Annotated in this window: 15 protein-coding genes; 2 read left to right on the top strand and 13 right to left on the bottom strand. The window is 71.2% G+C overall.

Annotation, left to right across the window (positions count from 1 at the left end):
- Positions 1 to 14: 14 nt before the first annotated feature.
- The gene (locus Plo01_RS09455) at positions 15 to 695 is read right to left on the bottom strand and encodes a DUF2306 domain-containing protein (RefSeq protein WP_203890132.1); all 681 of its coding nucleotides are present in this window, start codon (positions 693 to 695) and stop codon (positions 15 to 17) included.
- A gap of 11 nt (positions 696 to 706) precedes the next feature.
- Positions 707 to 1,762: a DUF2855 family protein gene (locus Plo01_RS09450; RefSeq protein WP_203890131.1), complete on the bottom strand. Its 1,056-nt coding sequence runs from the start codon at positions 1,760 to 1,762 to the stop codon at positions 707 to 709.
- A 282-nt stretch (positions 1,763 to 2,044) separates the two neighbouring features.
- Here Plo01_RS09450 and Plo01_RS09445 point away from each other — a divergent pair, with 282 nt between their 5' ends.
- Entirely contained in the window at positions 2,045 to 3,163 is a 1,119-nt protein-coding gene (locus Plo01_RS09445; protein WP_203890130.1) for an acyltransferase family protein, read from the top strand.
- Between the two features lie 95 nt (positions 3,164 to 3,258).
- On the opposite strand, the gene Plo01_RS09440 is transcribed toward Plo01_RS09445, so the two are convergent.
- The 6 genes from Plo01_RS09440 to Plo01_RS09415 all read right to left on the bottom strand — a co-directional run bounded on the left by Plo01_RS09440 (position 3,259) and on the right by Plo01_RS09415 (position 9,096).
- A complete protein-coding gene (locus Plo01_RS09440; RefSeq protein WP_203890129.1) occupies positions 3,259 to 3,594 on the bottom strand; it encodes a YciI family protein in 336 nt (111 codons plus the stop codon).
- A gap of 154 nt (positions 3,595 to 3,748) precedes the next feature.
- Complete coding sequence (locus Plo01_RS09435) at positions 3,749 to 4,711, bottom strand: prephenate dehydrogenase (protein ID WP_203890128.1); 963 nt, start codon at positions 4,709 to 4,711, stop codon at positions 3,749 to 3,751.
- A gap of 308 nt (positions 4,712 to 5,019) precedes the next feature.
- Positions 5,020 to 5,823 carry a TIGR03084 family metal-binding protein gene (locus tag Plo01_RS09430; RefSeq protein WP_203890127.1) on the bottom strand — a complete coding sequence of 268 codons (804 nt, stop codon included), beginning with the start codon at positions 5,821 to 5,823 and terminating at the stop codon, positions 5,020 to 5,022.
- Entirely contained in the window at positions 5,820 to 6,872 is a 1,053-nt protein-coding gene (locus Plo01_RS09425) for a carboxymuconolactone decarboxylase family protein (protein WP_203890126.1), read from the bottom strand. Before Plo01_RS09425 ends, Plo01_RS09430 begins: the two co-directional genes overlap by 4 nt.
- An 11-nt stretch (positions 6,873 to 6,883) precedes the next feature.
- Positions 6,884 to 8,536 carry an FAD-dependent oxidoreductase gene (locus Plo01_RS09420; protein ID WP_203890125.1) on the bottom strand — a complete coding sequence of 551 codons (1,653 nt, stop codon included), beginning with the start codon at positions 8,534 to 8,536 and terminating at the stop codon, positions 6,884 to 6,886.
- A complete protein-coding gene (locus Plo01_RS09415; protein ID WP_203890124.1) occupies positions 8,533 to 9,096 on the bottom strand; it encodes a DUF5987 family protein in 564 nt (187 codons plus the stop codon). Before Plo01_RS09415 ends, Plo01_RS09420 begins: the two co-directional genes overlap by 4 nt.
- Before the next feature lie 308 nt (positions 9,097 to 9,404).
- Between Plo01_RS09415 and Plo01_RS09410 the strand changes: the two genes are divergently transcribed.
- Complete coding sequence (locus tag Plo01_RS09410; RefSeq protein ID WP_203890123.1) at positions 9,405 to 10,142, top strand: helix-turn-helix domain-containing protein; 738 nt, start codon at positions 9,405 to 9,407, stop codon at positions 10,140 to 10,142.
- A 171-nt stretch (positions 10,143 to 10,313) separates the two neighbouring features.
- Here the strand turns inward: Plo01_RS09410 and Plo01_RS09405 are convergent, their stop codons facing one another.
- The 5 genes from Plo01_RS09405 to Plo01_RS09385 are packed head-to-tail and all read right to left on the bottom strand — an operon-like array spanning position 10,314 to position 19,416.
- Entirely contained in the window at positions 10,314 to 11,687 is a 1,374-nt protein-coding gene (locus Plo01_RS09405; RefSeq protein WP_203890122.1) for a cytochrome P450, read from the bottom strand.
- Positions 11,684 to 12,220, bottom strand: a complete 537-nt coding sequence (locus Plo01_RS09400) for a flavin reductase family protein (protein WP_203890121.1) — start codon at positions 12,218 to 12,220, stop codon at positions 11,684 to 11,686. Before Plo01_RS09400 ends, Plo01_RS09405 begins: the two co-directional genes overlap by 4 nt.
- Before the next feature lie 9 nt (positions 12,221 to 12,229).
- Positions 12,230 to 12,658, bottom strand: a complete 429-nt coding sequence (locus tag Plo01_RS09395) for an acyl-CoA thioesterase (RefSeq protein ID WP_203890120.1) — start codon at positions 12,656 to 12,658, stop codon at positions 12,230 to 12,232.
- 3 nt (positions 12,659 to 12,661) lie between these two features.
- On the bottom strand, positions 12,662 to 18,403 hold the full coding sequence (locus Plo01_RS09390) for a type I polyketide synthase (RefSeq protein WP_203890119.1): 5,742 nt from the start codon (positions 18,401 to 18,403) through the stop codon (positions 12,662 to 12,664).
- Entirely contained in the window at positions 18,400 to 19,416 is a 1,017-nt protein-coding gene (locus tag Plo01_RS09385; protein ID WP_239316053.1) for an enediyne biosynthesis protein, read from the bottom strand. Before Plo01_RS09385 ends, Plo01_RS09390 begins: the two co-directional genes overlap by 4 nt.
- Between the last annotated feature and the right edge of the window lie 2 nt (positions 19,417 to 19,418).

Here is a 19,418-nt window from a genome sequence, read left to right as displayed (position 1 = left end):
TTGGTCGTCGCCGGTCAACGACGCCGGGCGGGGAGCCCCAGCGGACGGCCCGCCGTACGGTAGAGCCACCACTGCACGATCATGAGGTTGGCCACCCAGCCGATCCAGCGGGCTCCTTCCAGGAGATAGTTGAAGTCGATCTGGATGCCGAACGCGAAGATGGTGTTGACGATCAGCACGCCCCACACGTTGTTCATCACGATGGCGAAGCTGTAGAGCATGAACCTGCGGTGCCGCTCCCAGTCGCGCCTGCGGGCCCAGACGAACCCGGTCAGGGTGAAGGCGAACCACAGGAGCGTGGCGCAGACGACCCCGATCTGGCCGACCGGCGGCGCGAACCGGACGATGATCAGCCCTATCACCGCGGAGACCAGGGCGGAGACCACGTACACCCGGCCGCTGATCCGGTGGACGGTCGGGTGGTGGACCCGGATCCGCGGCCAGACCTGCAGGATGACCGTGAGCATCGCCAGGGTCCCGCCGATCATGTGGACCACCAGCAGCGGGTAGTACAGCGGGAAGCCCTGGTGGTCGGGGAGCGGCGCCGTGCTCTCGGGCACGTACGGCCGGATCTGGAAGATGAGGTAAGCCACCACGATCAGGGCGAGCGGGGCGATCCACGGCCGGCGCCACCACTGCACCCGTGCGGAGGGCGGGCCTGCCGGCGCGGTGAGCTCGCGCGTGTCGAGTGCCACTGTGGTCTCCTCTACGGGTGCAGGACGTAGCTGACGTCCGGTGACTGGGCGCCGGTGAGCAGCGCCCGGTAGGCCTCTCCGATCGCCTCGGGGCCCTGGCCGTTCCTGATGGTGAGCCACGAGGCGGTGCTCTCGAGGAAGCGCCGCTCGGACGCGCCGTAGCGGGAGTAGTACGTCTGCGCCCCTTCCGCCTCCGCCTTCTCCCACTCGACGGCCGGAGTGAAGAAGACCTCCGCCGCGGGACCGCGCAGCCCGTCCGGGGGCGGCACGGCGGCCGTGGAGTGGGTGAAGCCGATCAGCACGGTCGCGGCGAGGTCCTTCTCGTACCGCTCCGCGACGGCGAGCCGGGTGCCGGCGTCGCCCGTGAGGTCGACGAAGACGATCGGGCCGTCGACCTCGGGCCACTCGCCGTAGGGCGTGACCGTGTCGTACAGCCCCAGGCCGGTGACGAAGGAGGCGGCGGCCGTGACGCCCGCCGTCGTCAGCTTGGAGCCGCGGTGCGCCAGCTCCTCCACCAGGCCGATGGCCACCTTGCTGGAGGCGCTGGTGATGACGGCCGACACGGCGCCCTGCGCCTCCTGGGCGACGAGCAGGTCGGCGAGGTTGTACGCGGCGGGATAGACCGGGTGGATGAGGGCCCGGCGGTCGTCCAGCTCGTCCGGCTCGGCCGCGAGCTCGAACGTCCAGTACCACGGGTGCAGGAAGTGCCGCGTGGGGGTCGTGTCGGCGAAGCCGCGCGGCGTGACGGCCGGCTTCACCACGTGGTGCGTGGACATCGGCACATAGCCGAAGTAACGGGCGCCCACGCTGATCTCGGGGTGCCGGGACTCGGCGACGCGGACGAAGCCCCAGACCGGGACCCGTCCGTATCCCTCGGGGCCGGGGAACGCGTCGAAGAACGGGATGTCCGATTCGCCGAACCGCGCGTAGGTGGCGTTGTTCGTGGTGAGCCCGAACTTCTCGACGGTCAGGAGCACCTCACCGTCCTCCAGCGCGACGGGGGACGCGGCACGAACCTCGATCGCCGACAGGTCGTCGCGCTTGACCACTAGGTCCCATCTGTCCAATTCGGGCACTGTCCTCTCGTGCATGGCGAGCCTCCGCCTGGACTGTTCTCAGGGGACATCGTGCTTTCCCCCGGCAGGCCGTACATCTTCGGGAATGCGGTGCGGGAGACAAGGAGGGAACACCGCAAACTGGGATACGCGCGGCCGGTCCGGAAACGCGAACCTAGCGGCGACACCGACTCGGACGGGACTCAGATCAGAAAGGACTGAGCGATGCCACCGTCAAAGTTCGCGAACCGCAACTCCGAAGATGCGAGAACACGATTGCCGTCCCTCACCGGGATGCGATTCATCGCCGCGTTCTCCGTGTTCGCCATCCACGCGCTGCTGACCCCGGTATTCGCCGAGAAATCGCTGCAGATGTTCCCCGCCCCCGGCGGGACCGCCATGCTCATGTGGCAGTCCGGCTTCGTGGGCGTCAGCTTCTTCTTCATTCTCAGCGGATTCGTGCTGGCCTGGTCGATGCGCCCCGGGGCGGGCGCCCGGTCGTTCTGGCGGCGGCGCTTCTTCAAGATCTACCCGAACCACCTGCTGACTCTCGTCGCCGCGATCGTCCTGTTCGGCGGAGTCTTCCAGATGCCCCTCGACCTCACCACGGGCATCCTCAACGCGCTGCTGGTGCACTCGTTCTTCCCGCAGATGGAGATCTGGACCAGCTTCAACTCCGTCTCGTGGTCGCTGTCCAACGAGGCGTTCTTCTACCTGCTGTTCCCCCTGCTCTGGCTCGCCGTCGGCCGCATCCGGCCGGAGCGGCTCTGGCTCTGGGCGGGCGTCGTGGTGGGGGTGATCTTCGCCGTCCCGCCGGCGGCGGCGCTGATCTTCCCCGACGGGCCGTGGGATCCGCTGACCCGCTCTCCGTACCTGGAGTTCTGGTTCACCTCCAAGTTCCCGCCCGTCCGCCTGCTGGAGTTCGTCTTCGGCATGATCCTGGCCCGGATCGTCATGACCGGCAGGAAGGTCCCGCTGAACCTGGGCAGCTGGACGCTGGTGACCGTCGTCGTCTTCTTCGTGGCGCCGTACCTCCCGCTGACCTACCCGCAGGTGGCGGCCATGGTCGTGCCGCTGGGCCTGCTCATCGCCACCGGGGCCCAGGCCGACATCGCGGGCAGGCGCACCTGGCTGGCCGGCCGTCCCATGGTCTGGCTCGGTGAGATCTCCTTCGCCTTCTACATGTGCCACCTGCTCGTCCTGAACTACGGGCACACGCTGCTGGGCGGCGGGAGCTGGGACACCCCGGCCGCGCTCGGCGTCCTGGCGATCCTCTTCCTCGCCTCGCTGGCCGTGGCGTGGCTGATGTACACGCTGGTCGAGAAGCCCATGATGCGCTTCAGCAGGCCGCGGCGGGCGCGTACGGCGGAGCCGGCCGAGGCCGCGGTGCCGGTGACCGCGTCGTCCGGGTGATCCGGAACACGGAAAGGACGCCATCTCGCCGGAGCCAGATGGCGTCCACAACAGGTGGCCTGCGCGACCGCGTGACGGTTGCGCAGGCCGCCGCCTCACTCGCCCATGAGGGGCCTGATCTCCACACCACCGCGCCAGGTGGCCGGGTTCTGCTTGGCCACCTCCATGGCGTGGTCGAGGTCGTTCGCCTCCAGGACGGCGAAGCCGCCGATGACGTAGGGGGCGTCCACGAAGGCGCCGTCCTTGACGCCGCCGTCCCGGGAGACGGACTTGCCCTGGGTGCTGGGGTGCAGGGCGTAGCCGGTGACGGTCTTGACGCCGATCTCGTCGACCTTGGCCGCGTAGGCCTCGAGCGCCTCCATCTCATCCGCCGGAGCGCTCTCCCAGTCACCGGGGGTGGGGGCGAAGATGATCATTGCGAACTGCGGCATGGTTTTCTCTTCCTTTCCTCTCGGTGCGCCTTCCCGGCCTCCAGAGCCCGGTCAGACCTGCAGGGTTGTTTCTGAACTGGAAGTCGCACTGCGGCGGGGACGGAACGCCGACAGCTACAACATTTTCCGGCCGCCGTCCGCGCGGTGTCTTCTTTCAAAAAGCGCTCTCGGCCGCGGGAAAGGCTCCCGTCATCCGCCGGCGGCCCCTGTTGCCCCTGACCAGGAGGTCCTTCAGGGTGTCGGCGCCGCGGGCGCCCCGCAGCGCCGCGGCGGCGGCGGCCAGATCCCGGACCACCTCGTCCAGCACCGCGGCGACCGGTTCCGCGTTGTGCTCCAGGATGTCGCACCACAGTTCCGGCAGGCCGGCGGCGATCCGCGTCGTGTCCCGCAGTCCCTTGCCCGCCAGGGAGAGCTCCGTCTCGTCCGCGTCCGCGAGCCGGGCCGCCAGCGCCGCGGACACCAGGTGCGGCACGTGCGACACGGCCGCGACGGCCCGGTCGTGCCTGCCCGGGGGGAGCAGGTTCACCCTCGCCCGGCAGGTCTCGACGAGCTCGACGACCGGCCGGACGGCCTCCCACGGCGTCTCGGGCCGCGGGCACAGCACCCACGGGCGGCCGGCGAACATCTCGGCGCAGGCCGCCGCCGGGCCGGGCAGCTCGCGCCCGGCCATGGGGTGTCCGGGCACGTAGGTGGCGAAGTCGCAGCCGGCGCGCGCGGCCTCCGCCACGATCAGCCCCTTCGTGCTGGCCACGTCGGTGTACACCGCGCCGAGACCGCGTTCCTGGGCCTCGCGCAGCACCGGGACCACCGAGGACGGCGGGGTCGCGACGACCACCACGTCGGCCGGCGGCGTGTCCGGGGTGAACCCGGTCCCGGCTCCCATCCGCTCCGCCGTGGCCAGGGCGTCGGGATCCTTGTCGATCAAGGTCACCTCGGCTCCGGCCCGCCGCATGGCGAGCGCTATCGAGGTCCCGATGACGCCGCTGCCGATGACCGTGACGGCGCGGAGGGCGGTCGCGTCCGGAAAGGCCGGCGCATCGGAGAAAGCCGATGCGCCGGGAAAAGCCGGCGCATCGGGAAAAGCCGATGAGACCTCAAGAGTGGCGACCGTCGTCATTGCATTCCTTCCGCCGTTTTCCGACCGCGTTTCCCGGTTCACGGGTCTGCTCTCACGGACCAATGATGTTGTCTTCGGTCCGCGGCCTCCAGGGGAATCGGAATCAGCAAGCTGTAGCCCCGCATCAGCTTCCTGCCACGGACGGAAACGCCGGGAAAACGCGCGGGGCCCCCGGTGGTTTCCACCGGGGGCCTCGCGGAGAATCCGGATCGGACGGGGACGGGATCAGGGGGCGGGGTCAAGGGGACAAGGGGAAGGGGTTCAGGAGGGACGGGGTCAGGTGGGGACCGGGTCAGGCGGGGACCGGGTCAGGCGGGGACCGGGGCGAACTGGCCGGGGGTCCGCCCGGCCCCGGCCGGGCCGCGGTACGCCTGGGCGATGGACAGCCAGTGCTCCGCTTCCTCGCCGGACGCCGCGACGGCCAGGTCGTCGCGGTGGCGCCGCCTCGTCACCAGCAGGCAGAAGTCCTCGGCGGGACCGGTCACCCGCTGGGGCGAGTCCTCCGGCCCGAAGGCCAGCACCTCGCCGGAGGGAGCGGTGATCTCGAAGCGGAACTCGGTGGCCGGCGGCGTCAGCCCGCGCGACAGGTAGCCGAAGTCGCGGGTCAGGACGGCGAAGAGCACCAGGTGCTTGATCCTGTCCGTCCGCTCGAGCCGGACGCCCAGGGCGTCGGCGATGTCCTGGCCGTGCGCGAACTGCTCCATGATGCCGGCGCAGGCGAGGATCACCGGCGGCAGCGGGTTCACCAGCCACGGCACGGTCTGGCCCTCGGGCACGGCGGCCAGCGCCTCGACGACCGCCTCCCGCTCGGCCCGCCACTTGCCCAGCAGCACCTCCGGAGTGTCGTTCTCGTAGAGCTTGAGCGCGGCGTTGACGGCGCCGTCGAAGTCGTCCTTGGCGCCGGCCACCAGGGCCTGGAAGGCCTCGGCGTCCGAGGCCGCCGTCTTCGCCAGGGCGAAGATGAAGGTCAGGTGCGCGATCTGGTCCGCGATCGTCCACCCCGGGGCCGGCGTGGGCGCCTTCCATTGCTCCGGGCTGAGCCCGGCGACCAGCCGGTCCAGCACGTCGCCTTCCACGGCCAGGTCGCGCAGAACCTCGTCCAGGGCGGTCATGATGTCCTCCTCTTGCTGGGGATTGGTGAGAGCGCGGGGACGGCCGCCCTCCGCGCCGCGGCGAAGGCCGCCCATGAAGTGAGCTCGATCAGGGCCCGGTCGCCCGGCCGCCCCTGCCGGAACTCCTCGATGACCTGGTCGTCGACCTGGTAGGCCGCCATCGCCGTCAGCAGGGCCAGCCGCCCGGCCGGACGGTGCACGGGAGCGAGGAGCCGCACCGCGTCCGTCACCCAGGACCGGCTGAGCCCGACGGGCGCGCCGTCCCAGCCGGCCAGGTGCGCGGTGACGAGCTCCCGGACGGTTCTGGGCACCGAGAGGCTCCCGGCCGTCTCGACGGCCGCGGCGGCCCGGCTGAACGCCTGGGCGAGGATGGGTTCCTCTCGCGCCCAGGAGAGGTCGGCGGGCAGTTCGGCGCCCGGCAGCAGGCTCAGCGACGCGCCCGGCGCTCCGGGCCGGCCGGTCGCCGAACTCATGACCGTCCCGAACAGCCTCATCAGGACGCGCTGCAGGGAGCCGGGCACCTGGGGCGGTATCGGGGAGTCGGCCAGGAACACGTTGACCATGCGGTTGAGGTAGTGGAACGTGGTCGCGACCGCGACCAGCTCCGCGTGCGGGCGCCACGAGATCTCCCGCGGCTGCCACGACCGCGCCCAGGCGGCGATCCGGCGCATGTCGGGGTCGGGGACGGTCTCCAGCTCCCCGGCCGTGTACCTCCCGCCGGTCATGCTGCGCAGCATGGCCCCGTGCACGTCGACGCAGTACGGGCAGCGGTTGCCGAGCGACACCGCCGCGGCGGCCATCTCCTTGGCCGCCCTGCCCACCGTGCCCTCCGCGAGCAGCGACTCGCGCAGCATGATCCAGCACGCGGCGAGCAGCTCGGGAGCGGGCGCGTGCAGGATCACGGGCGGCGCCAGCATCCCGAAATCGTGTTCGAGCTGGGCGTACACGCGTGTCACCGGCTCCGGCGCGGCGCTCGGCCGTACCGGGGCGACGTGCCGGATCTGCGCCAGCACACCGGGCAGCGAGGCCCGCGCGAGCATCACTCCCATCGACGCGTCCCCTAGCTCCGCGTGAGGGTGGGCAGGAGGTCGGCCACGCCGCGCCGGCCGCCGGTGCCTCCGTCCGGCGCGGGAGCCCCGTATTTGACGTCGATCCCGCGGGCCCGGGCCGCCTCCACGATTCCCGGCACGGCGCGCTCGGCCAGCGCGGCGATGGTCATGGCCGGGTTGACGGTCAGGCCCGCCGGCACGGCCGAGCCGTCGGTGACGAAGATCCCCGGGTGGCCCCGCAGCTCGTGCCGGTCGTCGAGGGCGGAGGTCGCGGGGTCGTCCCCGATGCGGCACGAGGCCAGCGGATGCACGGTGTAGGCGCCGATCAGGTCGTTGGTCCACGGCGTCACCGTGGCCAGGCCGTCACGCTCCAGGATGTCCTTCACCTCGGCGTCGGCGAGGTTCCATCCGCGCCAGGTGTTCTCGGTCGGCTGGTAGCGCAGCCGGCCGAGGCCCAGCATCTGCTGGGAGATCCTGTCGGCGTTGCCGCGCGCCGGCGGCGGGCCGAAGACGCCCTCGTTGTCGTCCTCGGTCATCTGGAAGATGATCAGCCACGACTGCCAGTCCTTGAGCATCTCCTTCTTGCGCGGGCCGAACCAGGTCAGTCCCTCCTCGTCCGCCACCTGCGCCAGGATGGTGCCCAGGCCCGGCGGGAAGTAGAGCTGCTCCAGCGAGAACCGGGTGTATTCCGGCAGGGAGCCGTCCAGCCGGTCCCAGTTCGCCACGGTCGGGCCCTTGCCGATCTGGTTGGCGGCGTACGCCAGGCCGTCGTCGCGGCTGAGGCCGAGCACCTCGCGCACCCGGTCCTCGTTGAAGACGGCGGTGTTGAGCCGCTCGCCGTTGCCGGAGAAGTAGCGGCCCACGGCGTGGGGCATGTCGCCCAGCGTCCCGGCGCTGCGCTGGAGGATGACGGGGGTGGCGCCGGCTCCCGCGGCCAGTACGACGATCTTCGCCTCGATCGTCCCGCCGCCCGTGACGACCCGGTAGTCCTCCTCGTCGACGTGGCTGTAGTCGACCCTGTAGTAGCCGTCGTCCGCCCGCGCGATGGACTGCACCTCGTGCAGCGGCCTGATCTGGGCGCCGTGCGCCAGCGCGGCCGGCAGGTAGTTCACCAGCAGCGACTGCTTGGCGTCGAACCGGCAGCCCGCCATCATCCAGTTGCAGTTGGTGCAGGAGCCGGTGTCGATGGCCGCCGGGACGGGGTTCGCCGTACGGCCCGCGTGGTCGCAGGCCGCCGCCCACAGCCCGCCGGCGTAGGAGACGTCCTCCCAGCCCTGCTGCGTGATGGAGATCGACTCCGCGACCCGGTCGTACCAGGGGTCGAGGGAGTCGCGGCTGATGGCGGCCGGCCACATCCGCCTGCCGATGCTGCCGCGGCGCTCGAAGACGAAGCGCGGCGCGCGCGGCATGGCCGCGAAGTAGACCACGCTGCCGCCGCCCACGCAGTTGCCGCCCAGGATGCTCATGCCGTCGCCCACGACGAAATCGAAGGCGCGCGTGTACGACGAGCCGAGCTTGAAGTTGTGCTCGAAGTCGGTGGTGGTCAGCCAGGGGCCGCGTTCGAGGATCACGACCTTGGCGCCGCCCGCGGCCAGGTGGTAGGCGGTGATCGCACCGCCGAATCCGCTCCCTACGACCAGGACGTCGGTGCGTTCGTGGCTCATGCGGGGCTCCCTGAAGGCGTCGTGTTCGGGTGCGGGACAGCCAGCGCTCTGCCGTAGGAGAACTTCCGGAACCGCCACAGCCCGTCCGCGTCCGGTCTGGTGATGCCCATCGCGGTGAGGCCGGGGTGGCCCGCTGCGAGCGCTTCGGCGGTGTCCAGGTGGGCGCCCGAGTCGTAGGCCATGTAGCAGAAAAGCGCCAGGCTGATCCACATGGCCTTCTCCGGATGACCGGGCGCGGTCAGCCGCCGCACCAGATCGGTGCGCTCGGCGAAGGACAGCGTCACGAAGGCCGGCCCCTCCGGGGACAGGCCCTTCTCCGCCGCGTAGGCGCGGGCGTGTTCGTTCAGCAGGCGGGCGAAGTCGTCCAGACCCTCGGAGACGCCGGTGGCGTCCCATTCGAGGAGTTCGACGGCGCCCGCCGCCACCGCGCCTCCACCGGGGGAGACCCCGGCGACGGCCCGGTCGTCGGGGGATCGCTTCTCCCCCGGGAGGATCGTGTCGGCGAACGCTTCGAGAGTCGTCGTCCTGATCTGATATTCGTCCGGGGCAGGCGACCGCATACGCATTCCTCATGTCAGGTCCAGCTCGGTCCGGCCCCATCGTCCATCCGCCGGTGAAGCGCCCGCATCTCGCCGCTTGCTTTACCTGAAAGAATTACTGCACACTGTCCTGAACCATTCAGAAACCCTCTCGGCCGGGTGACCCCTAACACCCCTAGCCCTCTCCCGCATCTTTGGGACAGCCACCCGAGAATCGCAAGATAAGCATCCATTTCCCACCCCTCCCGGTGCTACCTTCCCAGTGGATAAGTCAAGCCCTTCTTGATCGCCATCGCCGGGGATTCCGCATCCATTCTCGGGGAGGGGAAATGGAGAATGAGAGATCCGTTCTGCGAGCCATTCTCGCCATGCAGGCGGAACTCGGAGAACCACTTACCGTAGACGATCTCGCACGTACGGCGATGTTCAGCAAGTTCCACTTCTCCCGCATCTTCCAGCGGGTGACGGGACTGTCGCCCGGCCGGTTCCTGTCGGCGCTGCGCATCCAGGAGGCCAAGCGGCTGCTCGTGACGACCCGCTTCGCCGTAACCGAGATCAGTCACCAGATCGGCTACTCCAGCGTGGGAACCTTCAGCACGCGGTTCACCCACAGCGTGGGCGTCTCCCCGATCAAATACCGCCAGCTGCAGAGCGCGGTCCCCTGGTCGCTGATCGGCCACCGGCACGACCTGGAGGGCGTCTCCTCGGCACGGATCACCGGCGAGATCTCCTCTCCGATAGAGAGGCCCGTGTTCGCCGGCCTGTTCCCCGGCAGGCTCCTCGAAGGCCGCCCCGTCCGCTACACGGTGATCGACGGCCCCGGCTCGTTCGAACTGGCCGACATCCCCCCGGGGAATTGGTACCTGATGACGCAGTCCGTCGAGGCCGGACGGGAAGACGCCCTCGATCACCCTCCCGGCGGCGACAGGTCACTGTACGTCGGATTCGGAGGTCCGATATCCGTCCCGCCGCATTCGATGACGCGGCGGATGGACGTGCAACTGCGGCCGATGACCCCGCTGCACCCGCCGGCGCTGCTGGCGCTGCGCGAACTGTTCAGCACATGAAGTGAAGCACACGGGGTGTGCGGTCCGCAATACGCGGCATGCAAGCGCGCGAATTTTCTGGAAAGCCGCCGCCGTAATGAGAGAACCATCGGGAAACGAATTCCGATGAATTCACGGGAACATAAACGACCGCCCGGACCGGAGTCCGGGCGGTCGTGTGACCCGTGTGATTCACAGAACGGCGGCCACCTCCCTCGAACGGCCCGCGGCCGCGGATTCCACCGCGCTCACCGTCATCGGCAACCCGCCGCGGATGCGCAGTGACAACATCGGCTCCGGGACGGCCCGGCGCCCCGGCACCGCGGTCAGCCGCAGGTCGCGGGAGACCATGGCGATGACGAAGACGGCCTCCATCATCCCGAGGTGGTTCCCGACGCAGAAGCGCGGGCCGGCGCCGAACGGGATGTAGGCGTACCGCGGCCGGTTCGCCGGGGCGCCGGGATCGAACCGCTCGGGGACGAACCGGTCGGGCTCCTCCCAGAAGCGGGGGTGCCGGTGCAGGGTGTAAGGACTGATCATGACGTCCGCGCCGGCGGGGACGTGGTACCCGCCGACCTCGTCGTCGGCCAGCGCCCGGCGGGGAAGCGCCCAGACCGGCGGGTAGAGCCGCATGACCTCCTCCACCACCATCGCGGTGTACCTGAGCTGATGCAGGTCCTCGTAGACCGGGAGCCGGTCGCCCAGCACCGTGACGGCCTCGGCGTGCAGCCGCTCGCGGACCCGCGGATGCCCGTCGATGAGGTGGAAGGCCCAGGACAGCGTGCTCGCCGTGGTCTCGTGCCCGGCCAGCAGCAGCGTGACCAGTTCCTCGCGGATCCGCCCCAGGCCGTCCTCGCGGCTGGCGGCGATGATCCGGGAGACCGCGTCGTCGCCGTCGCCGTCGTAGCCGGAGAGCCGCTGGGCGACGAGGCTGTCGGCCACGCGGTGCAGATCCTTCAGCGCGCGGCGGAAGCGCACCCGCTTGGGCAGCGGCAGCCAGGCCGGCACCTTGTTCAGCGACACCATGTCGAACATCGCCTGGTCCTGCAGCGCCTCGAAGGAATGCCCGATCGAGGTGAAGGCGTCCAGGTCGGCGTCGAGCACGGTCCGCCCGAGCACGCCCAGGGTGAGACCGGTCATCTCCTCGGCCATGTCGACGGGCTCGCCGGGCCCGTGCGCCCGCAGCCGGTCCACCAGTTTGGCCGCCTCCAGGCCGATGGCGTCCGCCTGCCGGGCCAGGCGCCGGTTCTGGAAGACGGGCTGGACCGTCTTGCGCTGCCTGCGCCAGAGCTCGCCCTCGCTGGTCAGCAGCCCGTCGCCGATGGCCTGCCTGGCCTCGGCCAGGCCGAGACCCTTGTGGTAGTTGCCGCTGTTGTCCGCCAGGACGTGCTTGGCGTGGTCGGGATGGTTGAAGTAGTAGAGCGACTTGGGGCCGATGGTCAGTTTGACCGCGTCGCCGTACCGGGCGTTCGCGGTGGTCAGCATGCCGAGCCGGTCGGCCACGAGCTGCCGGAACAGCGCGGGGCCGGCCGTGAGCGGAGGGCCGGGCGGGGTCCGCCTGCTCATCCGGGGACCTCGTCCCAGTTCGAGCAGACCTTCTGGAACCCGCCCCGGAAGACCAGCAGCGGCTCCCGGTCGGCCCACTGGTTCATGGACAGCACTCTTCCGATGAAGACCGTGTGGTCGCCGCCGTCGTAGGAGCGCCACAGCTCGCACTCGAAGTGCGCCAGGGCCTCCTCCATGAGCGGCACGCCGGTGGTCTCGCCCGGCCGCCAGTCGACGCCGTCGAACTGCGCCGCGCCCAGGGTGCGCCAGCGGTCGGCGAAGTGCCTGGCCATGGCCTCCTGGTGGGAGGCCAGGACCGAGACGCCGAAGTGCGGCGTCATGGTGAGGCACTGGTGCATGACCGCTCCCCGGTCGACGCAGATGAGCACCAGCGGGGGGTCGAGCGACACGGACGTGAACGAGTTGGCGGTCATCGCGTGCGGCGGGGCGCCGGTGGTCACGACGGTGACGCCCGTGGCGAAGGCGCTGAAGGCCCGCCGCAGTGATCTAGCGTTGGAGATGTCTCCGATCGGGGTGGATTGGTCGACTGTCACGATGACCTCCTAGGCCATGTACGGTTCGAGCGCCGAGGCCAGCGCGTCGGGAACCCTCGCCGGCACCGTGCGGGTGTTCGGGCCCCGCATGCAGGCGACCCGCTGGCGGCCGCGCGCGACGAGCGTCTCGCTCCCGTCCCGGTTGACTCGCACGTAGTCGAAGCTGAACTCCACCTGGGTCTGGGCCAGGTCGACCAGCCGCATCCTGATGGAGAGCTCGTCGAAAGCCGTGATCTCGGCGAAGAACTCGCAGTCGACCTTCAGCGTGAACAGCTTCAGGTCGTCCTGCAGGTCGGCGAGCACCTCCGGCGCCCGCTCCTTCAGGAACATCTCACGGCAACGTCCCTGCCAGCGCAGGTAGTTGACGTAGTAGACGTTGCCGACGATGTTGGTCTCTTCGAATCCCACGGTGTGCGTGTACTCGAAGTACTTGCTCATGATTCATGACCGCCCTTCGACGAGGATCGCGATGACGACGGGATCGGGGACGTTCCACACGGAGGTGACCAGCGTCGCGATGCGGGCCTGACCGCAGGCGAACACCGTCCAGGGACCCTTGCCGTCGCCGGTGAGGGTCAGGGGCTCATCGGTCCGCAGGCCGGCGTGCTCCACGGCGGCCAGGGCCGTGCGCACGCGCGATCCGGCGTCGTCCAGGCTCTCCCCTCGCGCCGCGGCGACCTTCCCGGCGAGTTCGGCCGCACCGCCCAGCAGCTCGCTCCACCGCTCGGCGGAGTCCTCGACCACCCAGTCCGCCGCCCCGCCGACGGTGAACTCGGCCGCGATGCCCAGCATCAGGTCCGCGCCGTAGGTCGCGGCGATCGTCCAGCCGTCGTCGCTCCGCAGGCCGTCGGGCCGGCCGAGGGCCCGGCCGGCGACCAGGCCGGCCAGCTCCAGGCTGTCCGCCTCGCCCTCCGGGACGCCCGGCTCCACGGCGATCGCCGCCCGGCGGCCGGTCAGGTCCTCGATCGTCCGCTCCAGGTACGGCCCGAGCAGCGGGACCACCCAGGGGCCGCGGCCGTCCTTCTTCCTGACCGCCTGGAGCCGCAGGCCCTCCCAGCGCTCGACGACCTCGCCCGAGGCGGTGCGCACGGCGATGTCGTAGACGTAGGAGTCGCCCACGCGCTCCCGCTCCGTCGCGGTGAAGCGCAGCTCCTCCTCGGCGGCCAGCGCGGCCCCGCCGGGATGGATCCTGTCGATGCCGGTGGGCAGCAGGGTGGCGTCGGGGACGCACACCTGGTTGCCGTGCATCAGCGCGTCGCGCATGCCCGGATCCGCCAGCAGGAGCCGGCCGGGCAGGAACGCGGCGAACCAGTCCGCCGCCTCCCGCACCGAGACGACCGCGTCCACGTGCCGGGCCGCGGCCCGGTGGTAGCGGCGCAGGCGGTGGAAGCGCGGCCCCTGGAACAGGACCTCTCCGTACATCTCCGCGGCCGGGTCCAGCGGGACCGGCGGCAGCCCGGCGGGCACCTGCTCCGGCGGCCCGTCCGGCACGGCCTGGCCGGTGTAGCGCAGCCGGGCGCGGAAGTGGTCGACCTCGAAGCCCGTCTCCGAGCTGCGGATCGCCACCTGCACGGTGTCGTCGTCCGTGACGACGGCGGCGATCCTGATCCGCCCGCTGTCGTTGCCCGGCACGACGATGGGCCGGGAGAATTCCGCCTTCTCGATGACGGGAAGGTCCTCGCGCCCCGTGACGGCGGCGCCGACCTGCACCATGGCCTCCATGCCGAAGACCGCGGGGAACAGGTAGTTGCCGTCCAGCAGGTGATCGGCGAGGTAGAGGTCCGTGCCGCCGCTCATCTCGGCCTCGCAGACCAGCTCGACCCCGTGGTAGCGGATCAGCGGCTTGTCGACGAACCGCAGCAGCGGCAGGTCGGGCAGGTCGTAGCGGACGGTGTTGACGCCCTCGGTGCGGCCGCTGATCACCACGACCGGCGGAGTGGCGGGATCGGCGACCAGCCGTCGCATGATCTCCACGCCCTGCTCCGGCGTGATGGGGGTGATGCCCTTGCGGACCAGGCCGTCCACCACCGACAGCCGCTCACCCATGCCCACCTCGGACCAGACCGACCACTCCATGCAGATGGCGCGGCACTGCGGGTGCTCCCGGCCGACCTCGGCGGTGAGGTCGGCCAGCCACTCGTTGGCCGTGGCGTAGTGCGCCTCACCGTGCAGCCCGGCGCGGCCGATGATGCTTCCGAAGGTGACCAGCAGGCGCAGCCCGCCCGGCTCCACCGCCGCCAGCACGTTGCGCAGCCCGTCGACCTTGGGGGCGAAGGTGCGCCGGAACGCGGCCATGTCGAGGCTCGCCAGGCCGGCCGGCTCGTTGCGTCCCGCGCCGTGCAGAACCGCGGTGACGGGCCCGAGGGCCGCCTCGGCCTCGGCCACCGCCCGCTGCACCTGGGCCGGATCGGTGATGTCGGCGCGGGCGTAGTGGACCGTCAGACCCGAGTCCGCCATCCGCCGCAGGTTCCCGGCCAGCTCGGAGTCGTCGGCCGGATCGGAGCGGCCCAGGACGGCCAGCTTGGCGCCGCTGTCGCCGGCCACGGCGATGGCGCACTCGGCGGTGATCCCCTTGCCGCCGCCCGTCACCAGCAGGACGTCGCCGGGGGTCAGCGCCGCCGCGGTCTCCGCGGGCCGTACGGGCATCGCGCGCAGGGTCGGGACCCGCCGCACCCCGTCGGCGTCGTAGTGGACCTCGGCGTAACCGCCGGTCGCCGCCACCTCCGCGACCACCCAGCCGACCGCCTCGGGGACCGCCGGCACGTGCACGATGGTCACGCGCAGGTGCGGGGCCTCCAGGTGAAGCGTCTTGGCCAGTCCGGCGGCGCCCCGGCCGTGCTGGACGAGCACGAACCTGGTGTCCTCGGGAGCGGCGACGGCCTCCTGGGCGGCCAGGAGGGCCTGCTCCAGGTGCTCCTCCGCGCAGTTCTCGGGAAGGCAGACCAGCACGCCGGATCCGACCTTCTCCTGCTCCAGCGCCTCGCGCAGCGACTCGGCGAGCGCGGAGGCCCCGTAGGCCCGCCACTCCCCCCTGGCCTTGGGCGCCACGGCGGGGGACAGCGGGACCTCGTCGAGATCGACGACGAACGGCCTGGCCCAGGCCGCGGCGCCGGCGACCAGTGAGGCGGCGGCCGATCCGCCTCCGCCGGAGGTCTGCGTGATCTCGTCCAGGGCGTCGGCCAGCTCGCGCAGGTTCGCGGTGGCCACGTTGGTCGGGACGTGCGTCGCCGGGATGCCGAGGATCTGGGCGGCCTGGTCGATGATGTGCATCACGGTGACCGAGCTCAGGTGCAGCTCGTCCAGGGGCCTGCTGTCCTCGTGCACCATCTCCAGCGGCAGCTCCGCCCGCTGGGCGGCCAGGCGGCGCAGCAGGTCCACGGTGGACTCCCCGGCCTCGACGGCCTCGGTCCCCTCGGGCGCGGCCTGCGGCTGCGCCGTACGGACGACCTCGCCGTGGACCTGGACCTGCGGGGCCTGCTCGGCCGGGCTGGCGAAGAACCGGAACTCGGCGCCGATCTCCAGCGGGCGGATGAGCCGGCCGTGGAACAGCTCCTCGTGGGCCACGGGGACCCCGGCCACGTACGCCGCGGCCACCACGCGCAGGAGCGCGGCGATCGACTCCGAGTCCGTGTCCAGGGACACGGCGGGCACGTCGCTCACCCCCGCGGCCAGGCGGCCGAGCACGGACCCGGGACCGACCTCGACGAACAGGTCGACCTGCGCGGCCGCGCGCTCCACGGCCTGGGTGAACAGCACCGGATCGGTGATCTGGCGCCGGAGCAGCGCGGGGATGTCGGTGTCCGGGGCCAGCGTCTCCCCGGTGACGGTGGAGACGACGTTCCGGGAGATCCGGTCGAAGCTCTCGGTCTCCAGGTGCTCGCCGAGGACCTTGGTCGCCGGCGCCACCAGGGGCGAGTGGAAGGCGTGCGACACCGACAGCCGCGTGAAACGGATCCCGGCCTCGGCGGCCCGCGCGCCCGCCGCCTCGATCGCGTCGACCGGGCCCGCGATCACGGTCTGCTCGGGCCCGTTGTAACCGGCGATCACGACGGGCAGCTCGCCGATCAGCCTCAGCACCGGGCCGGGGGCCGCGCTGAGTCCCGCCATGGTGCCGGGCTCGCTGTGCTCGGTCATCGCCCGGCCCCGCACGCCGGCCACGCGCAGCAGGGTCTCCTCGTCCATCGCCTCGGCCCAGTGCAGCGCCGACAGCTCGCCCAGGCTGTGGCCCAGAGCGACCTCGGCCTCGACGCCCAGGAGGTCCAGCGCCCGCAGACCGGCCATCGATCCGGTGACGATGCGCGGCTGGGCGACGGCGGTGGACACCATGTCGCCGCTGACGGGGAGGTCCGCCTTCAGGTAGATCTCCTCCACCTCGGCGAACCGCCTGCGCAGGGCACCGCCGCTGGTGCCCCGGCCGGATCCCTGGCCGGGGAAGAGGAAGCCGATCTTCCCCTCCCGGTCGGCGTGGCCGAGGAAGGCGCGCCCGTCGGCCCGCACCAGGCGGGTCTCCCCCGCCTCGAGCGCGTCCAGCACGGTCCGCAGCTGCTTCTCGGCGTCCTCCGGCGAGGTGACCACGACGGCCGCCCGGTACGGCAGGCCCCGCAGCTCCCGCTGGAGCGCGGCGCCCAGGTCGGCGAGCTGGGCGTAGGAGACCTGCGGCACGAAGTCCGCCAGCTCCCGCACCCGCTCGCGCAGGGCGTCCGGCGAGGCCCCGTCCATCAGCAGGACCTCGGCGTCCTGCAGGGAGGCGGCCAGCGCCTTGGTGCGGGTGCTGAACTGGGCCCGCCGGCGCGGGTTGGGGTTCTCCAGCACCACGTGGGTGTTGATCCCGCCGAAGCCCATGGCGGTGACCGCGGCCCGGACCGGCGCGCCGGAGGGCCAGGGCTCGGCCTTGCGCAGCACGCGCAGCGAGGCCCCCTCCTCCGCCAGCACCGGGTGCGGGTCGACGCAGCCGACGGTGGGCGGGAGCACCTGCTCGTGGACTGCCATCGCGGCCTTGATCAGGCCGGCCACCCCGGCCGCCGCCTTGGTGTGCCCGATCATCCCCTTGATCGAGGTGACCGCGGCGGGCGCGGCGGTCGGATCCGCCGTCGCCCGGGCGCCCGAGAGCGCCTTGAGCTCGGTGGCGTCGCCCAGGGCGGTGCCGGTGCCGTGCCCCTCGAACAGGTGGACCGTCTCGACGCCGAAGCCCGCCTTCTCGTAGGCCCGGCGCATGGCCAGCTGGTAGCCGCTGATCTCCGGCCGGGTCATCCCGCCCTTGCCGTCGGAGGAGATGCCCCAGCTGGCGACGGTGGCGTAGATCCGCCGCCCGGACCTGACGGCGTCCTCCTCGCGCATCAGCACGACCATGCCGCAGCCCTCGCCGGGCCAGAAGCCGTTGGAACCGCGGTCGTAGAGCTTGAACTCGCCCTTGGCCAGGGCGCCGGTCTTCGCGAAGCCGATGATCTCGAACGGGTCGATCGACAGGTCGACCCCGCCGGCGAGCGCCACGTCGATGTCGCCGTCCACCAGGCCCTTGGCGGCCGTGGCCACCGCGAGCAGGGAGGAGGAGCAGGCGCCGTCGACCGTGTAGCCGCCGCCGTTGAGGTCGAAGTGGTTGCAGATGCGCCCGGCGATCGTGTTCGACAGGCCCCCGGCCAGGGTGTCCTCGTCGATGGACGGGAACGGGCTCTTGTAGGTGGCCTCCAGGTCGGCCAGGAACGTGGCCAGCCGGTCGTCGTCCCAGCCCTCCGCCTTGAGCGCGGCGGCGACGGTCCTGCGCACGTACGGCCAGCGCAGGCGGAGCACGTTGGCCCGGGTGAACTCCCCGGTCAGCGTGTTGCCCACGATGGCCGCGGTGCGCTCGCGCGGAAGCCCGTCCGCCTGGGGGAACCCGGCGTCGGTCAGCGCCCGGCCCGCGACGTCGAGGGCCAGCCAGTGCGTGAGGTCGGTCGAGCGGTAGGTGCTGCCGGCGATCTTGTGGGAGAGCCGGTCGAACTCGTACCCCTCGATGACCGCGGCGTTGCGCGCGTAGAAGCGGTCCGGGGTGGCCGGGTCGGCGTCCCAGTAGTCCTCCAGCCGCATGCGGACGTCGGGCAGGCGGCGGAAGGCCCGCCGTCCCGCGACGGCGTTCTCCCACAGCTCTCTGGGCGAGGTCGCGTCCGGGTAGAGGCACGCCATGCCCACGATGGCGACTCTGGTCATGCCTTGGCCGCCTCTCCCTGGACCCCGGCCAGCGCCTGGGCGGCCTGCTTCTGGACCTGCTCGGCCTCCTTGGCGCGGGTCTTGAGGGAGATGTCCAGCGCCCACAGGTAGCCGCCGCGGATCAGGCAGACGGCGGCGGTGGCGAAGAAGATCCCGTAGGGGATGTTCATGCCGGTGAGCACGCCGTACATCACGGCCACGCCGCCGCCGAAGGCGATCTGCGAGAGCGGCTTGGAGGGGCTGGTCCCGGGGTCGGTGATCATGTAGTTGGTGAACAGGACGAAGGCGATGCCGGTCATCATCGACAGGCCGCCGAGGATCGAGATGTCATCGATGATCAGTCCGCGGACGACGGCCTGGACGACGAAGCCGCCGACCCAGGCGCCGATCAGCCACATGCGGTTGGTCAGCTTGGCGTTGAGCATGGTGCCGAAGAAGATGATGACCAGCGGGATGATCCAGTCGACCGGGTTCCCGACGTGCTCGCTGAAGTGGTACGGCGGGGCGATGCTGGCCCAGGGGAACAGGATCAGGATCACGGCGATGCCGAAGTTGGAGGGGTTCATGAAGTGCCGCAGGCGTCCGCGCACCGGCGCCCTCAGCACCCACTTGGCCCCCACCGCCACGGTGACCCCGAACATCATCACCAGGATCTGGTCGTTGACGTAGGTCAGCATGTTCAGCGCGACGCTGGTGATGTGCGCCGGGAGCAGGAAGTCCACCAGCCCCCTGAACCCGTTGCCGCGGAACCGCGGCGCGCGTCCCTCGGTCCGCGCCCCGATGATCTCCAGGACGATCTCGACGGTGTAGCCGGTGGCCAGTGCCACGAAGGGCCAGGCGAACCCCTGCTCGAACCCCCACCACGAGTAGCCGAGGATGTTGAAGATCGTGATCGAGAGCGCGAACCGGCGCAGGGCCGTGATGGTCTTGGCGTCGTGCCGCGGCGGGGCCTTCGCGGCCGGCGGGGCCGGCGGGGTCGGCGGGGTCGGCGGGGTCGGGGTCTGCTCGGCCATCG

The organism is Planobispora longispora, from assembly GCF_016863135.1.
Classification (GTDB): domain Bacteria; phylum Actinomycetota; class Actinomycetes; order Streptosporangiales; family Streptosporangiaceae; genus Planobispora; species Planobispora longispora.
This window is presented reverse-complemented; position numbering and strand designations above follow the sequence as displayed.